Source organism: Streptomyces sp. NPDC093260, assembly GCF_040683715.1.
In the GTDB taxonomy this organism is placed as follows: domain Bacteria; phylum Actinomycetota; class Actinomycetes; order Streptomycetales; family Streptomycetaceae; genus Streptomyces; species Streptomyces sennicomposti.
The window spans coordinates 49,560-68,246 of the sequence record NZ_JBFBEK010000010.1; the positions used below are offsets into that span (position 1 = coordinate 49,560).

Sequence of the window (18,687 nt, forward strand, 5' to 3'; positions counted from 1 at the left end):
TTTTCGCAGGTGAGCGCAGACGGCGCCGGCCACATACTCGACGGGGGCACGGACATGTCCGGCAACACCATCACGCCCGAGAACAGGACCATCGCGCACGAGATCACGACCACGGCGCGCCCGACCACGCGGCCGCGCGAGGCGCCCTTCACTCAGAGCCGAGCGGCCCGTGAACTCGGCCTGAAATGGAGGGAGTTCGACCTGGCCGTCGACCTCGGCCACATCCGCACCCTGCCCGACGAAGGCGGGGGCGGACGGCGTGTCGCCCGCGCCGAGGTCCAGCGGCTGCTCGACCGGGAGGATTTCCCGGAGGCGCTGCGAAAGCGTGTCGAGACCGTGGGGACCAAGGACGGCGCGGAGATCCTGGAGATCACCTCCGCGAGGTTCACGCGGCTGGCCCGCCTCGGCCTGGTCGTCCCCTCGGCCTTCTACCTCAACCGGTACCGGACCGTGGTCTGGCGCTATCTGGCGGACGACCTGCGCGAGTTCGCGGCCGCCGCCGAACACGCCGAACTGCTGAGCAAGCCGCTGCCCGAGACACTGCGCGACCAACTGGACGCGAGGGTGGACCTGCGCCCGCGTAACTGGCGCGGCCGGCACCTCGGGTTCCTGCTGCGCCGGTCCGACGACCCGTGGGAGCGGGCGGCGGCGGTGGCCTCCCTGCTGGACCGGCTCCAGGTCTCCGAGGTCGTCACGGACCCCTGTGAACACGCCCATCTGAACCGTTTCCGGCCACGCCCGGAAGCCCACGGGGCGCCGGGATCACCCGCGGCCCGCCTCACGGAGCGGATCACGACGGCGCAGGACGCCGATGAGATCGACTGGCTGCGGGCCGAGCTGGCTCAAGCGGTGACCGAGGCCCGAGCCCACCGGCCCGCGCCCCGCCCGACTCCCCGGCACGGCGACCGCGGCGCCGCGGAGGCGCCGCACCCGCTGCGGAGCTTGAGCACGCAGACCCACCGGGCCGGTCCCGGTCAGTGCTCGGGCCGGTGCGTGCACCATCCCGCACAGGCCAGAGCGCCCCACGGCTCCGGACGACCGCACGGCCTGTTGGGCCGCATCCTCCGCAGAGGCGTCGCCTCCAGGTGACCGCCGCCCGGGGCGGCGCGGGTCCGACCGACGGCGGGCCGGTGGCTACAGGGAGCGGAACAGCCCCTCCTGGACCACCGACACGAGCAGACGACCCTCCCTGTCGTAGATCCGCCCGCGGGCCAGGCCGCGGCCACCCGTCGCGATCGGCGACTCCTGGTCGTACAGGAACCACTCGTCCGCGCGGAAGGGCCGGTGGAACCACATGGCGTGGTCCAGTGAGGCCATGTCGAAGCCCCGCGGCCCCCACAGCGGCTCGACCGGCAGCCGCACCGCGTCGAGCAGCGTCATGTCACTGGCGTAGGTCAACGCGCAGGTGTGCACCAGCGGGTCGTCGCCCAGCGGGCCCACCGCGCGCATCCACACCGCGCTGCGCGGCTCGGCGTCCCGCACGTCCTCGGCGGTCCAGCGCAGCCGGTCCGCGTAACGGATGTCGAAGGGCTGGCGGCGCGCCATGCGCTCCAGCTGCTCGGGCAGGGCGCCCAGATGCTCCTGGATCTCCTCCGCCACCGTAGGCAGGGACTCCGGGTCCGGGACCTTGCGGGCCGGCGGCAACTGGTGCTCGAAACTCCCCTGTTCAGGCTTGTGGAAGGAGGCGGTCAGATTGAAGATCGTGCGGCCCTGCTGCACCGCGGTGACCCGGCGGGTCGTGAAGGACCGCCCGTCCCGTATCCGTTCGACCTGGTACACGATCGGCACCCCCGGCCGGCCGGGGCGCAGGAAGTACGCGTGCAGCGAGTGCACCGGGCGCTCACCGTCCGTGGTGCGGCCGGCGGCGACCAGCGCCTGGCCGGCCACCTGCCCGCCGAAGACCCGTTGCAGGGACTCCTGCGGGCTGCGGCCGCGGAAGATGTTGACCTCGATCTGTTCGAGGTCCAACAGGTCGACGAGACTGTCGGCCGGGTTCGTCATGGGCTGGATTCTCCTGTGCTCACAGCTGTCCTACGGCGGTCACCCGGACGATCGCGCGGCCCTCGGCGTCGGAGGCGGCGAGATCGACCTCCGCGCTGATGCCCCAGTCGTGGTCGCCATTGGGGTCGTCGAAGATCTGCCGCACGCGCCACAGCCCGTGCTGCGGCTCCTCCTCGATCATCAGCAGCTTGGGGCCGCGGGCGTCGGGACCGGTACCGAGGTCCTCGTACTCCTCCCAGTACGCGTCCATGGCCCGGCCCCACGCCTCGGCGTCCCAGCCGGACTCGGCGTCCATCTCGCCCAGCTCCTCCACCTGATCGAGGGCGGCCAGCTCGACCCGGCGGAACATGGCGTTGCGGACCAGGACGCGGAAGGCGCGCGCGTTGGAGGTGACCGGCTTGACCTGGTCGGCCTTCTCCTGCGCCTCCTCGGCGGTCATCACCTCCGGGTTGGCCAGCTGCTCCCACTCGTCCAGCAGGCTGGAGTCGACCTGGCGCACCATCTCACCGAGCCAGGCGATCAGATCCTGCAGGTCCTCGGACTTCAGGTCGTCCGGGACGGTGTGCTCCAGGGCCTTGTAGGCGCTCGCCAGGTAGCGCAGCACGATGCCCTCGGTGCGCGCGAGCTCGTAGAAGGAGACCAACTCCGTGAAGGTCAGCGCCCGTTCGTACATGTCCCGGACCACGGACTTCGGCGACAGCGGGTGGTCGCCCACCCACGGGTGGCTCTTGCGGTACGTGTTGTAGGCGTGGAAGAGCAACTCCTCCAGCGGCTTGGGGTAGGTGACGTCCTGGAGGCGCTCCATGCGCTCCTCGTACTCGACGCCGTCCGCCTTCATCGCGGCCACCGCCTCGCCGCGCGCCTTGTTCTGCTGGGCGACCAGGATCTGCCGCGGGTCGTCCAGCGTGGACTCCACCACGGAGACCATGTCCAGCGCGTAGGACGGCGACTCGGGGTCCAGCAGCTCGAACGCGGCCAGCGCGAACGTCGACAGCGGCTGGTTGAGGGCGAAGTCCTGCTGGAGGTCCACCGTGAGCCGGACGATGCGGCCCTCCGCGTCCGGCTGGTCGAGCTTCTCGACGATGCCGCCGTCCAGCAGCGAGCGGTAGATGGCGATCGCCCGCCGGATGTGCCGCAGCTGCTGCTTGCGCGGCTCGTGGTTGTCCTCCAGCAGGTGCCGCATCGCCTCGAAGGCGTTGCCCGGGCGGGCGATCACCGACAGCAGCATGGTGTGCGTGACCCGGAACCGGGACGTCAGCGGCTCCGGCTCGGAGGCGATGAGCTTGTCGAACGTCGTGTCCGACCAGGCGACGAAACCCTCCGGCGCCTTCTTGCGGACCACCTTGCGTCGCTTCTTCGGATCGTCGCCCGCCTTGGCGAGCGCCTTCTCGTTCTCGATGACGTGCTCGGGAGCCTGGGCGACGACGAAACCCTCCGTGTCGAAGCCCGCCCGGCCGGCCCGGCCCGCGATCTGGTGGAACTCCCGGGCGCGCAGCGTGCGCACCCGGCTGCCGTCGTACTTGGTGAGCGCCGTGAACAGCACCGTGCGGATCGGGACGTTGACGCCGACGCCGAGCGTGTCCGTTCCGCAGATCACCTTCAGAAGACCGGCCTGCGCCAGCTTCTCCACCAGGCGCCGGTACTTCGGCAGCATCCCCGCATGGTGCACACCGATGCCGTGCCGCACGTACCGGGAGAGGTTGCGGCCGAACTTCGTGGTGAAGCGGAAGTTGCCGATCAGCTCGGCGATCTCGTCCTTCTCCTCGCGCGAGCACATGTTGATGCTCATCAGCGCCTGCGCCCGCTCGACCGCCTGGGCCTGCGTGAAGTGCACGATGTACACGGGCGCCTGCCGGGCCTGCAGCAGCTCGGTGAGCGTCTCCGTCAGGGGGGTGCGCCGGTACTCGTAGGAGAGCGGCACCGGACGGGTCGCCGAGCGGACCACCGACGTCGGACGGCCGGTGCGGCGGGTCAGGTCCTTCTCGAAGAAGGACACGTCGCCGAGGGTCGCCGACATGAGGACGAACTGCGCCTGCGGCAGCTCCAGCAGGGGGATCTGCCAGGCCCAGCCGCGGTCCGGCTCCGCGTAGAAGTGGAACTCGTCCATCACGACCTGGCCGACGTCGGCGTTTTTTCCGTCGCGCAGCGCGATCGAGGCCAGCACCTCGGCGGTGCAGCAGATCACCGGCGCGTCGGCGTTAACGGAGGCGTCGCCTGTGAGCATGCCGACGTTCTCCGTGCCGAACAGCTTGCACAGCTCGAAGAACTTCTCCGACACCAGCGCCTTGATCGGAGCCGTGTAGAAGGTGACCTCGTCACGGGCCAGGGCGGCGAAGTGCGCGCCGGCGGCGATCATGCTCTTGCCGGAGCCCGTGGGCGTGGACACGATCACGTTCGCACCGGAGACCGCCTCGATCAGCGCCTCCTCCTGGTGGGGGTAGAGCGTGAGGCCCCGCTCCTGGGCCCACGACTCGAAGGCTTCGTACAGGGCGTCGGGGTCGGCGGTCGGCGGCAGCTGGTCGATGAGGGTCACGCCCCCATCTTGCCTGGCCGCACGGCCGGGGCGGGAATCGGATGCCGGAGCGAAGATCACGACCGCTACGCTGTGTCGCCGACGCGGGATCGGCGCAGCGGGCCAACTGGACAACGGCATACGAGGAATGGGGCGGGAAGCGGCCATGATGGGACCAGCACACTCACTGTCGGGCGCGGCGGCCTGGCTCGGCGTCGGAGCCGCGACCGCGGCGGCAGGGCACCCGATGCCCTGGCCGGTGCTGCTCGTCGGCGCGCTGATCTGCGCCGGCGCCGCACTCGCCCCCGACCTGGACCACAAGGCCGCCACCATCTCGCGCGCCTTCGGACCGCTCTCCCGCTGGCTCTGCGAGATCGTCGACAAGCTGTCCTACGCCGTCTACAAGGCGACACGAAAGAAGGGCGACCCGCGCCGCTCCGGCGGCCACCGCACGCTCACGCACACCTGGCTGTGGGCGGTGCTGATCGGCGCGGGCGCCTCCGCGGCGGCGATCACCGGAGGGCGCTGGGCGGTCCTGGCGATCCTTTTCGCCCATATGGTGCTGGCCATCGAGGGCCTGCTGTGGCGGGCGGCCCGAGGCTCCAGCAGCGACGTCCTGGTGTGGCTGCTGGCCGCGACCAGCGCCTGGATCCTCGCCGGGATCCTGGACAAGCCGGGGAACGGCTCGGACTGGCTGTTCACGGAACCGGGCCAGGAGTACCTCTGGCTGGGGCTGCCGATCGTGCTCGGTGCGCTCGTGCACGACATCGGGGACGCGCTGACCGTCTCCGGCTGCCCGATCCTGTGGCCGATACCGGTGGGCCGCAAGCGCTGGTACCCCATCGGCCCACCGAAGGCCATGCGGTTCCGTGCGGGCAGCTGGGTCGAGCTGAAGGTGCTGATGCCGGTGTTCATGGTGCTCGGCGGGATCGGCTGCGCGGCCGCGCTGAACTTCATCTGAGGCGCCCGCACGGCGGCCGGGGCCGGACTCGCCAGGGGCCGCGCCCCCGCGGCCGTGCGGCCTCCGGCCCTGCCCCCGGCCCCCACGCGTGCGGCCGGTCAGGCGGGGGCGTCGCCGGTGTCCTGCCCTGTCCCGCCGTAGCGGCGCTCGAACCGGGCGATACGGCCCTCGGTGTCCACCGTGCGGGCCTTGCCGGTGTAGAAGGGATGGCTCTCCGAGGAGATCTCCACCTCCACGACCGGGTACGTCTCCCCGTCGTCCCACTCGATGCGCTGCTCACTGGTCGCGGTGGACCGGGTGAGGAACGCGTAGCCGGCTGCGCGGTCGCGGAAGACCACGGGGTGGTAGTCGGGATGCTTGTCCTGCTGCATGGCTGCTCCTCGTGCGGCGGTGGGGAAGGTCGGGACGGCGGGACGCGGACGCCTCGGTCAGCCGTACAGGGTGTCCTCGTCCACGACGTGTACCGCGGCCTCCTCGGCCGATGCGGCGGCGCCGTCGATGCCCACGTCCGTGGCGACCAGGGCGCTCTCCTCGTCCTCGTGCGCGCCCTCGTCGGGCGCGACCAGCCGGCCGGAGCGGGCGCCGCCGACCTCGTCGTCCAGGAGTTCCCCGTCCCCGCCGTCGTAGTCGCCGATGCCGTCGCCGTCCGGCGCGGCCAGGTCGGGCAGCTCCTCGGCCAGGCGCTGGTCCAGGGTCTCGCCCTGTCGGCGCTCCGCCGCGGTCACACCGGTGTGGTCCACCGCCCACGGCCGCTCCGGAGGGGACCAGCCGCGGTCCAGGGGATCGTCGACACCGTCGTACTCCAGCGTGTCCTCCGAGTCGAGGACCCCGGTGTCTTCCTTGATCTCGGAGTCGTCGGGCTGGTAGACGTCGTCTCCCCATCCGTCGGCGCTGTCCACGGATACCTCCAGGGGGTGCGGACGGTCCCGTTCTCACCGCGGCCGGGGGCCGGCCGCCGGTGCTCGGGGCACGGTCGTCGCCCGGCGGGAACCACGGGGTTCCCGGGCGCTCCCCGAACCGCTGCCGCTTCCCAGCCTTCCACCCCTGTTCGCCACCGCGCAACGGCACGGCGTGAGTGGCACGCCCGCACCGCGGCCGCCCCACGGCGCCCGCTGTGCGCCGTGGGGCCGAGCACCGGGCGCCGGCGCCGGCCGGACCCCGCCGGGCAGGGTCTGCCACCGCTCAGTCGGCCCGGGTCGGTACGCCCGGCCCGGCGGAGCACCGGGCGGTACCCCCCACGCGCTGCGGCCGACCCCTCAGCCGTGCCAGGATCGCCACAGCGCCGCGTACGCACCGTCCGCCGCGACCAGCTCGTCGTGGCTGCCCAGTTCGCTGATCCGGCCGTTCTCGACCACGGCGATGAGATCCGCGTCGTGGGCGGTGTGCAGCCGGTGGGCGATGGCGACGACCGTACGGCCGTCCAGAACCCGGGCCAGCGATCGTTCCAGATGCCGGGCCGCGCGCGGGTCGAGAAGCGAGGTCGCCTCGTCCAGCACCAGGGTGTGCGGATCGGCCAGCACCAACCGGGCCAGCGCGATCTGCTGCGCCTGAGCGGGCGTGAGCGCGAGCCCGCCCGAGCCGACCTCGGTGTCGAGCTCCTTGTCGAGGGCCCGGGCCCAGCCGTCGGCGTCCACCGCGCTCAGCGCGGCCCACAGCTCCGTGTCACCGGCGTCGGCACGGGCCAGCAGGAGATTGTCGCGCAGGGTGCCCACGAAGACATGGTGCTCCTGGTTGACCAGGGCCACATGGGAGCGGACCTTCTCGGCGGGCATCCGGGACAGCTCGGCGCCGCCCAGGGTGACCTGGCCGGCCCGGGGCGCGTAGATCCCGGCGAGCAGCCGCCCCAGGGTGGACTTGCCGGCGCCCGAGGGGCCGACCAGGGCCAGCCGCGTGCCCGGGGCCACCCGCAGGGAGACCTCCCGCAGGACGTCGACGCCCTCACGGTAGCCGAAGCGCACTTCCTCCGCGTGCACGTCCCGGCCGTCCGGAGCGATCGAAGGGTCCCCGGCGTCCGGCTCGATGTCGCGGACGCCGACCAGCCGGGCCAGCGACACCTGCGCCACCTGCAACTCGTCGTACCAGCGCAGGATCAGGCCCACCGGGTCGACGAGCATCTGTGCGATGAGCGCGCCCGTGGTGAGCTGCCCGACCCCCACCCAGCCGTGCAGGACGAACACCCCGCCGACCATCAGCACCGAGGCGAGGACCGTCATATGGGTGAGGTTGATGACCGGGATCAGCACCGACCGCAGCCACAGCGTGTACCGCTCCCACGCGGTCCACTCCCGGATCCGTCGCTCCGACAGGGCGATCCGGCGGTCGCCGAGACGGTGGGCCTCCACGGTACGGCCCGCGTCGACGGTCTCGGCGAGCGCGGCGGCCACGGCGGCGTAACCCGCGGCCTCCGAGCGGTAGGCGGACGGCGCCCTGCGGAAGTACCAGCGGCAGCCGGCCACCAGCAGCGGCAGCGCGAGCAGCACGGCCGCCGCGAGCGGCGGCGCCGCGACGACCAGACCGCCCAGCAGCAGCGCCGCCCACACCACTCCGATCGCCAGCTGCGGCACGGCCTCACGCATCGCGTTGGCGAGCCGGTCGATGTCCGTGGTGATGCGGGACAGCAGATCGCCGGTGCCCGCCCGCTCCACCACACCCGGCGGCAGGCCGACCGACCGCACGAGGAAGTCCTCCCTGAGGTCCGCCAGCATCCGCTCGCCGAGCACCGCGCCGCGCAGCCGCACCTGACGCACGAACACGGCCTGGACGAGCAGCGCGAGCACGAACAGCGCGGCGGTGAGCCCCAGATGGAGCTCGCGGGCGTCGTCCGAGACCCGCTCGACCAGGTCGCCCAGCAGCCAGGGGCCCATCATGGAGGCCAGCACGGCCACCGTGTTGACGGTGATCAGGAGCAGGAAGGCACGCCGGTGCCGGCGCAGCAGTTCGCGCACGTAGGCGCGTACGGTGGCGGAGGCGCCGACGGGCAGCGTGTTCGCCGTCGTCGGGGCCGCCGGGTCGTAGCCGGGCGGGGCCACGCCGATCATGCGGTCTCCTCGATCTCTTCCAGCACGCCCCGCAGGGCGGCCGCCTCGTGTGCGGACACGGCGGCCGGCGCGGTCCGCGCCGTCCCCTCGCCGGTCGGCGCCTCGTCCCTCGCGCGTTCCTCGTCCGTCTCGCGCGTCACCACCGACCGGTAGCGCGGCTCGGTGCGCAGCAGCTCGCGGTGCGCGCCGACCGCCGCGGCCTCGCCCTCGTGGAGGAGTACCACCCGGTCGGCGCGCTCCAGGAGCAGCGGCGAGGAGGTGAGGACGACCGTCGTACGGCCCGCCCGCAGCGCGCGCAGGCCCTCCGCGATCCGCGCCTCCGTGTGGGAGTCGACGGCCGAGGTGGGTTCGTCCAGGACGAGCACCTCCGGGTCGGTGACGAGGGACCGGGCCAGGGCGAGACGCTGGCGCTGTCCACCGGACAGGGACCGGCCGCGCTCGGTGATCCGGACGTCCATCGGGTTCTCGGCCTTCAGCGACGCCTGCGCGAGGGCGTCCAGTACGTCACCGCACTGCGCCGCCGCCAGCGCCGCCTTCACGGTGACGTCGCCCGAGGCGGGCACGTCGAGCAGTTCGCGCAACGAACCCGACAGCAGTACCGGGTCCTTGTCCTGCACCAGGACCGCCGTGCGCGCCGCGTCGAGGGGAAGTCCGTCGAGGGGTACGCCGTCCAGCAGCACCGAGGCGCCCGGCGGGTCCTCGGCGGGATGGCCGCCGAGCCGTTCCGCCAGACGGCCCGCCGCGTCGGGGTCACCGCACACCACGGCGGTCAGCAGCCCGGCGGGCACGTGCAGCCCGGTCACCGGGTCGTACAGGCCCCCTGACGGGGTGTCGGACTCGGCTGCCCGGGGCGTGGCGGCCTCCTGCGGCCGCTCGTGCGCACTCTCCGGCTCCTGCGGCCGTCCCGGCTCCTGCGGCTCCGTGGTGCGTTCCAGCGACAGCACCCGCGCGGCCCGTTTGGCCGACGGCCGGGAGAAGGAGTACGCCATCGCGATCTCCTGGAAGTGCTGCAACGGATAGGTGAGGACCATGACGGAGCTGTAGACGGTGACGAGTTCGCCGACGGTGATCCGGCCTTCGCGGGCCAGGTGCACGCCGTACCAGACGACGGCGATGAGCAGCAGGCCCGGCAGCAGCACCTGGATCGCGGAGATCAGGGACCACATCCGGGCGCTGTGGACGGCGGCGTGCCGTACCTCCTGGGAGGCGCGGCGGTAGCGGTCGAGGAACAGTTCCTCGCCGCCGATGCCGCGGAGCACCCGCAGCCCGGCGACGGTGTCCGAGGCCAGTTCGGTGGCGCGGCCCGCCTTTTCGCGCTGCAGGTCGGCGCGCCGGGTGGCCCGGGGCAGCAGGGGCAGCACCGCGAGCGCCAGCGCGGGCAGTCCCACGGCGACGATGAGGCCGAGAGCAGGCTGGTAGACGACGAGGGCGACGCAGACCAGCACGATGGTGACGGCCGCGGCGGTGAACCGGGACACCGCCTCCACGAACCAGCCGATCTTCTCGACGTCACCCGTGGAGACGGCCACCACCTCGCCGGCGGCGACGCGCCGGGTCAGGGCCGAGCCGAGCCGAGCGGCCTTGCGGGCGAGCAGCTGTTGGACGCGGGCGGCCGCGGTGATCCAGTTGGTGACCGCGGCGCGGTGCAGGAAGGCGTCCCCGAGGGCGCTGCAGGCGCTGGCGAGCAACAGCAGACCCCCCGTCAGGGCGAGCCGCTTGCCGGACCGGTCGACGACCGCCTGCACCGCGAGGCCGACGCAGAAGGGCAGGGCGGAGACCGCGGCGAAGTGCAGCAGTCCCCAGGCCAGTGCCTTCAGCTGGCCGCCGAGCTGGTTCCGCCCCAGCCACCACAGGAATCGGGGACCCGAGCGTGCGTCGGGCACGCCCGGGTCGGGATACGGAAGGTCTTGGATCTGCATGACGTCCCAGTGGCTCGTGTCAGGGGCGGAATCGGGCCGGGCCGCAGAAGGCGGCGGCAAGCCGTGACAGCCTCGCTTCGCACAGTCGCGAAAAGCAAGCGGTTTTCCGGGCCGAGGGGCCCGGGTCGGCCATGCGGCGCTCGTGCCCGGGCCCGCACAGCGCATCTGCCCGGACCTGCACGGGCACCTGCCCGGAGCTGCGCGAGGGCCTTGCCCGGACCATCGGGGCGGTACGGCTCGAACGGGGCGTCAGGTAGGGGCGCCGACCCGCGCCGGCGCGCGTACCGCTTGCGCCCCGCACACCCGTGTGCGGCCCCCGAGTGCGCCCGCGCCGGAGCGCGACCCGTCCGGAGGGCGTGCCTAGCAGGTGAGCCCTCCTCAGTGCCTGAACGACATACTTCAAAAGAGTCAAAAAGCAGCGGATAAGGCTATTTGGTCCAATCTCGAGTAGATCACCCGAGTCCGGCGTGTCCACCATGGGGTCATGCGAAAAGGTGGTGTAAGGCGTGCGACAGCCGCGGTGGCGGCGTGCGGTTTCCTTCTGTCGGCGCTGGCCGCGTGCGGTGACACGCGGGCAGAGGTCCGGCACAGGGAACTGCCCAGACCCGGCGGTCCTTCGGGAACCGCCCGACCCAGTCCCAGTCCGACCGTTAAGCCGGTCCACGTCCCCGGTGTCGGTGACCGGCTGTGGCAGCGGATCCCGGCGGACACCCGTCAGATCGTGGCGGTCTACGGCGACGGCGAGAACTCCCCGGACTCGACGCTCGTCCTCTACGAGAAGCGGGGAACGGCATGGCAGCGCAGCGGCAGCTGGCCCGCGCACAACGGCAAGCGCGGTTGGACCACCGACCACCACGAGGGCGACGAGCGCAGCCCGGTCGGCGTGTACACGCTTACCGACGCCGGCGGCATCCTCGACGACCCGGGCACCCGGCTGCCGTACACCCAGGACGAGGACGCCTTCGTCTCCCCGTACTACTGGGACGAGGCGCACTGGCACGATTTCGACTACGTGATCGCCATCGACTACAACCGGCTGCGGGGCACCCGTCCCGACGACCCGACCCGGCCCCTCGGACAGAGCAAGGGCGGCGGCATCTGGCTGCATCTGGACCACGGCGACGGCACGCTGGGCTGCGTCAGCGTTCCGGAGACGGCGATGGAGTACCTGCTGCGCACACTGAACCCGAAGGACAAGCCCGTGGTGGTGATGGGGGACAAGGTCAACCTCCGGGCGTGACCTCGTGGGGGCGGAACCGGGCAGCGCTCCTCGCGTGGACGCCCGTGACGCGGCAGCCGGACCCGCGCCGCCGGCCTCACCGTGACTCGGCGGCGAGGCGCCCGCCGACGGCCGTGCCCCGGAGGCGCGGCCCGGACCGGCGGTCATGACGCAGCGGTGCGGCCCGAACCGAAGCACGTGACTCAGCGGTGACGCCCCCGCGGGCGCCGTGACTCGGCGGTGAGGCCCGTGCGGCCACCGCGTCTCGGCGGACCGCGGACCGCGGACCCGCGAGCGTCGCGATCAGCAGCGACGTCCCCTTGCGGGCTCCGTACCCACCAGTGTGTCCAGGAGTCCGCCGAGCGCCTCGCGCTGCTCGGCCGTCAGGGGCGCCAGGATCTCCTCCGCTGCGGCCCGGCGGGCGCCGCGCAGCCGGCGCAGTGCGCCGCGGCCGTCGTCGGTGAGTTCGACGCGGATCACCCGCCGGCTGGCCGGGTCGGGCACGCGGCGCACCGTGCCGCCCGCCTCCAGGGCGTCCACCAGTGTCGTGACCGCGCGGGGCACGACCTCCAGGGCCTCGGCGAGATCCGCCATGCGCGGCGGCTCGCCGAAGTGCGCCAGCGTGCGCAGCAGCCGGGACTGCGCCGGCGTGATGCCCAGGGCGTGCTCCTGAAGATGGCGCTTCTGGATGCGGTGCAGCCGGCGGGTGAGCCGGAGCAGCTGCTCGGCGAGGAGGCCGTCGGCGTCGGGGTCGCTCATGCGGGAACAATATCAGGACCATGTTCATTGTGAGCATAGGTAACAATGAGCTAGAGTCCGTGAGTCATCGTCGTCCGCGCTGTCCGGTCGGCGCCCGCACCCCCTCGTAGGAGCCCATGCACCCCGACCGTCAACTCTCCTGGACCCCACCCACCGAGAAGGAACAACCCCGGCAGGTCCGGCGCATCCTGAGGCTGTTCCGCCCCTACCGCAGCCGCCTCGCCGTCGTCGGCCTGCTCGTCGGAGCCTCCTCGCTGGTCTCCGTAGCCACGCCCTTCCTGCTCAGGGAGACGCTCGACGTCGCGATCCCGCAGGGCCGCACCGGTCTGCTCGGCCTGCTCGCCGCGGGCATGATCCTCAGCGCCGTCCTGTCCAGCGTCTTCGGCGTTCTGCAGACGCTGATCTCCACGACCGTCGGCCAGCGCGTCATGCATGACCTGCGCACCGCCGTCTACGGCCGGCTGCAGCGCATGTCGCTCGCCTTCTTCACCCGCACCCGCACCGGCGAGGTGCAGTCGCGCATCGCCAACGACATCGGCGGCATGCAGGCCACCGTCACCTCCACCGCCACCTCGCTGGTCTCCAACCTGACCAGCGTGGTCGCCACGATCGTCGCGATGGTCGCCCTCGACTGGCGCCTGACCGTCGTCTCGCTGCTCCTGCTCCCGGTGTTCGTGTGGATCAGCCGCCGCGTCGGCAACGAGCGCAAGAAGATCACCACTCGGCGGCAGAAGCAGATGGCCGCGATGGCGGCGACCGTCACCGAGTCGCTCTCCGTCAGCGGCATCCTCCTCGGCCGCACGATGGGCCGGTCCGACTCGCTGACCGCGTCCTTCGCCGCCGAGTCCGAAGGCCTGGTCGACCTCGAGGTGCGGTCGAACATGGCCGGGCGCTGGCGCATGGCGGTGATCACCATCGTGATGGCCGCCATGCCCGCCGTCATCTACTGGACCGCGGGAATCGCCCTTCGGTTCGGCGGCCCCGAGGTCTCCATCGGCACCATCGTCGCCTTCGTCTCGCTCCAGCAGGGCCTGTTCCGGCCGGCGGTCAGTCTGCTGTCGACCGGGGTGCAGATCCAGACCTCGCTCGCCCTGTTCCAGCGCATCTTCGAGTACCTCGACCTGCCGATCGACATCACCGAGCGCGAACAGCCCGTCCGGCTGGAGCGGATCAAGGGCGAGATCCGCTTCGAGGACGTCGGCTTCCGCTACGACGGCAAGGGCGCCCCCGTCCTGGACGGCATCGACATCACCGTCCCGGCCGGCAGCAGCCTCGCGGTCGTCGGACCCACCGGCGCCGGCAAGTCCACCCTCGGCTGCCTGGTGCCCCGGCTCTACGACGTGACCGGCGGCCGGGTCACCCTGGACGGGATCGACGTGCGCGACCTGGACTTCGACACCCTCGCCCGCGCGGTCGGCGTCGTCTCCCAGGAGACGTACCTCTTCCACGCCTCGGTCGCCGAGAACCTGCGCTTCGCCAAGCCCGACGCCACCGACGAGGAACTGGTGGCGGCCGCGCGGGCGGCCCAGATACACGACCACATCGCGGCGCTGCCCGACGGCTACGACACCGTCGTCGGCGAACGCGGACACCGTTTCTCCGGTGGCGAGAAGCAGCGCCTGGCGATCGCCCGGACCATCCTGCGGGATCCGCCGGTCCTCCTCCTGGACGAGGCGACCAGCGCCCTGGACACCCGTACCGAGGCGGCCGTGCAGGAAGCCATCGACGCGTTGTCGGCCGACCGGACGACCCTCACCATCGCCCACCGCCTCTCCACCGTCCGCGGCGCCGACCAGATCGTCGTCCTCGACTCCGGACGGGTGGCCGAACGCGGCACCCACGAGGAACTGCTGGAGCTCGACGGGCGCTATGCGGCACTGGTCCGCCGCGATGCCCAACTGGAGCCGACAAGCTGACGATATGCCAGGTTTATGAGCCTATGGGAGTTACCGTGCCCGCATGCAGACGAACATGCCGTCACGGAACACCATCAAGCTGACGCGCCGGGGCCGACTGGCCCTCGTCGTGTCCGGGGCCGTCCTGGCCGGCACCGCCGTGGCGGTGCCGCTGCTGACCCTCGACAGCGACAAACCCGCACGCCCGCGCACCCTCGTCATCCCCGAGGGCTGGCGTGCCGGACAGGTCTACGCCGCCGTGGACAAGGCCCTCGCCCTGCCCGCGGGCAGCACCAAGCAGGCGGCGGCCAAGGCCGGCCTCAAGCTGCCCGCCGCCGCCGAGGGCAACCCGGAGGGCTACCTCTACCCGGCGACGTACCCCCTCGACGACAAGGCGACCCCGCAGTCGCTGCTGGCCGCCATGGTCGACACCGCCAACAAGAAGTTCTCCGCGGCGCCGGTCGCGGCCGGCGCGCAGCGCGACTACATGAACGTCTATCAGGCGGTGACCGTCGCGAGCATCGTCCAGGCCGAGTCCGCGACGAAGGCGGACATGGCGAAGGTGGCGCGCGTGGTGTTCAACCGGCTGGAGCGCGGGATGCCGCTGCAGATGGACTCCACCCTGCACTACGCCCTGGGCCGCACCACCGTCCGCACGACCGCGGCCGACACCCGGCTGGACAGTCCGTACAACTCCTACCAGCGGATGGGGCTGCCGCCGACCCCCATCGACAACCCCGGCGACGACGCGATGCACGCCGCGCTCCATCCGGCCCCGGGCGACTGGCTGTACTTCGTCACCGTCAAGCCCGGCGACACACGCTTCACCGCCGACTACGCCGAGCACGAGCGCAACGTCGCCGAGTTCAACACCCGGCAGCGGACTCTGGCCGCGCAGCGGCACCCCGGCCCCGATCCATCGAAGTGACGCACCGTGACGCACCGCGATCGCGAGTCGCCGGAACGCCACCGGCCGTCTCGGGTGCACGCCGACGGCCACGCGCGGCCAGGGCCGCCCGCCACCGGGCGCCGACGGCTCGGGTCGCCGACGGCTCGGGGCGCGCGCCGGCTCCCGCGCCCCGGCCTGGTGGTCTCGGACCGCCTTCGGAACACCGACGCCCCGGGCGCTCGTTCCGCCCCGCGCCCGGCCCGTTGCCCTCAGGCCGCCGCCGCGCGGGCCGGGTCCTCGGCCAGCAGCCGGCGGACGTCGCGGACGGCCGCGCGCCCGGCCCGGTTCGCGCCGATCGTGCTCGCCGACGGGCCGTAGCCCACGAGATGGACCCGGGGGTCGGCCACCACGCGCGTGCCGTCGACGCGGATGCCGCCGCCCGGCTCGCGCAGGCCCAGCGGCGCCAGATGACCGAGCGCGGCCCGGAACCCGGTCGCCCACAGGATCACGTCGGCGGCGACCCGCCGTCCGTCCCGCCACGCCACGCCGTCCTGAGTGATCCGGTCGAACATCGGCTGCCGGTCCAGAACGCCGTCCGCCAGCCCCCGCCGGACCGCGTCGTTCAGCGGCAGCCCGGTGACCGACACGACACTCCTCGGCGGCAGCCCACCACGTACCCGTTCGTCCACGAGGGCGACCGCGGCCCGGCCCGCCTCCTCGTCGAACGGTCCCTCCCGGAAGACCGGCGGACGCCTGGTCACCCAGGTGGTGGCCGCCGCGTACGGCGCGAGTTCCAGCAGGTGCTGGGTGCCGGAAGCGCCCCCGCCGACCACGACCACCCGCTGGCCGGCGAACTCCTCGGGCCCGGAGTACCGCGCCGTGTGCAGTTGCCGCCCGCGGAAGGTCTCCTGCCCGGGAACGCGCGGCCAGAACGGCCGGTCCCAGGTGCCGGTCGCGTTGATCAGGGCCCGCGCCGACCACACACCGTCCGAGGTCTCCACGAGCAGCCGTCCGCCGGACCCGTCCCGTACGGTCCGCACGTCCACCGGCCGACGCACCCGCAGATCGAAGGTGCGTTCGTACTCGGCGAAATACCCGGCTATCACGTCCGCCGACGGCCGCGCGGGATCGGCTTCCGTCAGTTCCATCCCCGGCAGCGAGTGCATCCCGTGCACCCTGCCGTAGGTCAACGACGGCCACCGGAACTGCCAGGCGCCGCCCGCACCGGGGGAGTGGTCGAGCACGACGAAGTCGCGGCCCGGCCGGAAACCGGCGCGCCGCAGGTGGTAGGCGCTCGACAGCCCGGCCTGCCCCGCCCCCACGACGACCACGTCGACCTCGCGCCCGCCGTCCCCCGGCACCTCGACCCCGCGCCCGCCGTACGCGCGCGCATCGACCCCGCGCGCGTCGCCCACGCCCGCACCGACCTCGCTCATAGCGTCCACGCGGCTGTCAACCGCGCCGCAGGCGTGGATCTTCCCCGCCGATCGGTGAGGATGGGGGCATGCCACATGCCTTCACCACCCGAGTGCTCACCATCGCCTCCGGATCGCGGGAGCGGGTCGTCGACCTGACCCGCGACTGCGAGGCCTTCCTGAGGGAGGCCGCCGACGGCAGGGACGGCCTGCTGAACGTCTTCGTGCCGCACGCGACCGCCGGGATCGCGATCATCGAGACGGGTTCCGGCAGCGACGACGACCTCCTCGCGGCCCTGCACACCCTGCTGCCCGCGGACGACCGCTGGCAGCACCGCCACGGCAGCCCCGGCCACGGCCGTGACCACGTTCTGCCCGCCATCGTTCCGCCGCACGCCACGCTCCCGGTCCTCGGCGGCGGTCTGGAACTGGGCACCTGGCAGTCGGTGTGTCTGGTCGACACCAACAGGGACAACCCCGACCGGAAGGTGCGGCTGAGCTTCCTGGCCTGACCGACGGGAGCCGAGAGGCGAACAAATGCCCGACAACGTACGGTGAGATGGACGTACCATGCCGAGCCGGCTGCGACGGAAGCGGCTTCGCAGCACGCGGCCGGAAGCGGCTCGCCTCGTCCACGCCGGGAGAAGAAGCATGACGATACGCGTCCTGCAGCAGCCCAGGAACCGCCGTCGCACGGCCTCGCGCACCGGAGTCTCGCTGATCACTCTGGCGCTCGCCGTCACCGGCTGCGGCGCATCGAGCAGTCCCGGGGCGACCGCCGAATCATCCCGATCCGCCGCTGCCAGCCATGGCGTGCAGGAACCGGGCACCACCAGCGCGCCGGCCGGCCGCACGAGCGCCGACGCCGCCCCGGCCTCCAAGACCACCGCCCCGTCGAAGCCCGCCGCCACCTGCACCGACCGCTATCTGTCCGGCATGACCACCGCCCAGCGGGCCGGTCAGCTGGTCATGGGCGGCATCTCCGCGGCCCACCCCGACCAGACCCAGCTGCGCGTTCTGCGGGACAACCATGTCGGGTCCGTCATGCTGACCGGCCGCAGCACCGCCGGCACGGCGGCGACCAGGAAGGCCGTCGACGGCTTCCGTGGTCAGGCGGACCGGGTGAACGGACGTCAGGTCGGCCTCCTCGTCTCCACCGACCAGGAGGGTGGCCGGGTGCAGGTGCTCAACGGCCCCGGATTCTCGGCCATGCCGAGCGGACTGACCCAGGGCAGCTGGTCGACCGCGACCCTGCGCGCCCGGGCCGCCGGATGGGCCGAGGAGCTCAGGTCCGCCGGGGTGAATCTCAATCTCGCTCCGGTCGCCGACGTGGTCCCCGCCTCCCTGGGAGCCCGCAACATCCCCATCGGCTCCTTCCAGCGGGAGTACGGCCACACCCCGGCCACCGTGACCTCCCACACCGGCGCCTTCGCCGCGGGCTTCGCGCAGTCCGGCGTGCTGACCACGTACAAGCACTTCCCCGGGCTGGGGCAGGTGATCGGCAACACCGACACCACCGCCGGGGTCGTGGACTCGGTGACCACCGCCGACAGCGCCGGTCTCGCGCCCTTCCGGGCCGGGATCAAGGCCGGAGCGCCCTTCGTGATGATCTCGTCGGCCACGTACACCAAGATCGACCCCAAGCATCTGGCGGCCTTCTCACCGACGGTCGTCGACCACCTGCTGCGCGGGCGGCTCGGCTTCAAGGGCGTGGTCATCTCGGACGACCTCGGCAACGCGGTCGCCGTGCGGTCCTTCACGCCCGCCCAGCGGGCCGTCAACTTCGTCGCGGCGGGCGGGGACATGATCCTCACGGTGCAGCCGAGCACCGTACCGGCGATGACCCGGGCCCTCCAGGCGAAGATGGGCCAGGACGCCTCGTTCCGGGCCAAGGTCGACGACAGCGTGCGCCGGATACTCGACGCCAAGCGCGCCGCGGGTCTGCTCGACTGCGGTTGACGGATCCGTCCGTGGGCCGGGCCGGTTGCTCACGAGCCAGACCCCAGCCGCCCCGCACACGGCACAAAGCCACCCCCCCAAAAACAGACGCGAGTGCCGAATTATTATTTAAAGAAGTCT

Annotated in this window: 15 protein-coding genes; 7 read left to right on the forward strand and 8 right to left on the reverse strand. The window is 72.4% G+C overall.

Annotated features, from left to right (window positions below; genetic code table 11):
- Positions 1-54: 54 nt before the first annotated feature.
- Positions 55-1,089, forward strand: a complete 1,035-nt coding sequence (locus tag AB0N63_RS14935) for a DUF6397 family protein (protein WP_365529330.1) — start codon at positions 55-57, stop codon at positions 1,087-1,089.
- 45 nt (positions 1,090-1,134) lie between these two features.
- Here the strand turns inward: AB0N63_RS14935 and AB0N63_RS14940 are convergent, their stop codons facing one another.
- Both AB0N63_RS14940 and AB0N63_RS14945 read right to left on the reverse strand, forming a co-directional pair.
- The gene (locus tag AB0N63_RS14940) at positions 1,135-2,001 is read right to left on the reverse strand and encodes an acyl-CoA thioesterase II (RefSeq protein ID WP_365528885.1); all 867 of its coding nucleotides are present in this window, start codon (positions 1,999-2,001) and stop codon (positions 1,135-1,137) included.
- A 19-nt stretch (positions 2,002-2,020) separates the two neighbouring features.
- Positions 2,021-4,534: a DUF3516 domain-containing protein gene (locus AB0N63_RS14945; protein ID WP_365528888.1), complete on the reverse strand. Its 2,514-nt coding sequence runs from the start codon at positions 4,532-4,534 to the stop codon at positions 2,021-2,023.
- Positions 4,535-4,679: 145 nt separating this feature from the next.
- On the opposite strand from AB0N63_RS14945, the gene AB0N63_RS14950 reads away from it, so the two are divergent.
- Positions 4,680-5,474 carry a metal-dependent hydrolase gene (locus AB0N63_RS14950; protein WP_365528890.1) on the forward strand — a complete coding sequence of 265 codons (795 nt, stop codon included), beginning with the start codon at positions 4,680-4,682 and terminating at the stop codon, positions 5,472-5,474.
- A 98-nt stretch (positions 5,475-5,572) separates the two neighbouring features.
- Here AB0N63_RS14950 and AB0N63_RS14955 read toward each other — a convergent pair whose 3' ends face one another.
- The 4 genes from AB0N63_RS14955 to AB0N63_RS14970 form a co-directional block, all read right to left on the reverse strand.
- Positions 5,573-5,845, reverse strand: a complete 273-nt coding sequence (locus AB0N63_RS14955; protein WP_365528892.1) for a type B 50S ribosomal protein L31 — start codon at positions 5,843-5,845, stop codon at positions 5,573-5,575.
- 57 nt (positions 5,846-5,902) lie between these two features.
- Positions 5,903-6,373, reverse strand: a complete 471-nt coding sequence (locus AB0N63_RS14960; protein WP_365528895.1) for a DUF5709 domain-containing protein — start codon at positions 6,371-6,373, stop codon at positions 5,903-5,905.
- Positions 6,374-6,730: 357 nt separating this feature from the next.
- Positions 6,731-8,512 (reverse strand): ABC transporter ATP-binding protein, encoded by a 1,782-nt coding sequence (locus AB0N63_RS14965; RefSeq protein ID WP_365528898.1) that lies wholly within the window; start codon positions 8,510-8,512, stop codon positions 6,731-6,733.
- Positions 8,509-10,431 (reverse strand): ABC transporter ATP-binding protein, encoded by a 1,923-nt coding sequence (locus tag AB0N63_RS14970; RefSeq protein WP_365528900.1) that lies wholly within the window; start codon positions 10,429-10,431, stop codon positions 8,509-8,511. The genes AB0N63_RS14965 and AB0N63_RS14970 overlap by 4 nt, the downstream gene beginning before the upstream one ends.
- A gap of 484 nt (positions 10,432-10,915) precedes the next feature.
- On the opposite strand from AB0N63_RS14970, the gene AB0N63_RS14975 reads away from it, so the two are divergent.
- Positions 10,916-11,671: a L,D-transpeptidase family protein gene (locus AB0N63_RS14975; protein WP_365528903.1), complete on the forward strand. Its 756-nt coding sequence runs from the start codon at positions 10,916-10,918 to the stop codon at positions 11,669-11,671.
- A gap of 282 nt (positions 11,672-11,953) precedes the next feature.
- Here the strand turns inward: AB0N63_RS14975 and AB0N63_RS14980 are convergent, their stop codons facing one another.
- Entirely contained in the window at positions 11,954-12,409 is a 456-nt protein-coding gene (locus AB0N63_RS14980) for a MarR family transcriptional regulator (protein ID WP_365528906.1), read from the reverse strand.
- Between the two features lie 116 nt (positions 12,410-12,525).
- Here AB0N63_RS14980 and AB0N63_RS14985 point away from each other — a divergent pair, with 116 nt between their 5' ends.
- Both AB0N63_RS14985 and mltG read left to right on the forward strand, forming a co-directional pair.
- Positions 12,526-14,325, forward strand: a complete 1,800-nt coding sequence (locus AB0N63_RS14985) for an ABC transporter ATP-binding protein (RefSeq protein WP_365528908.1) — start codon at positions 12,526-12,528, stop codon at positions 14,323-14,325.
- Between the two features lie 43 nt (positions 14,326-14,368).
- Complete coding sequence (gene mltG / locus AB0N63_RS14990; RefSeq protein ID WP_365528911.1) at positions 14,369-15,232, forward strand: endolytic transglycosylase MltG; 864 nt, start codon at positions 14,369-14,371, stop codon at positions 15,230-15,232.
- A 230-nt stretch (positions 15,233-15,462) separates the two neighbouring features.
- On the opposite strand, the gene AB0N63_RS14995 is transcribed toward mltG, so the two are convergent.
- Positions 15,463-16,629 (reverse strand): NAD(P)-binding domain-containing protein, encoded by a 1,167-nt coding sequence (locus AB0N63_RS14995; protein ID WP_365528914.1) that lies wholly within the window; start codon positions 16,627-16,629, stop codon positions 15,463-15,465.
- A 68-nt stretch (positions 16,630-16,697) separates the two neighbouring features.
- Here AB0N63_RS14995 and AB0N63_RS15000 point away from each other — a divergent pair, with 68 nt between their 5' ends.
- Both AB0N63_RS15000 and AB0N63_RS15005 read left to right on the forward strand, forming a co-directional pair.
- A complete protein-coding gene (locus AB0N63_RS15000; protein WP_365528916.1) occupies positions 16,698-17,120 on the forward strand; it encodes a YjbQ family protein in 423 nt (140 codons plus the stop codon).
- A 139-nt stretch (positions 17,121-17,259) separates the two neighbouring features.
- Positions 17,260-18,567 carry a glycoside hydrolase family 3 N-terminal domain-containing protein gene (locus tag AB0N63_RS15005; protein WP_365528919.1) on the forward strand — a complete coding sequence of 436 codons (1,308 nt, stop codon included), beginning with the start codon at positions 17,260-17,262 and terminating at the stop codon, positions 18,565-18,567.
- Positions 18,568-18,687: the final 120 nt, after the last annotated feature.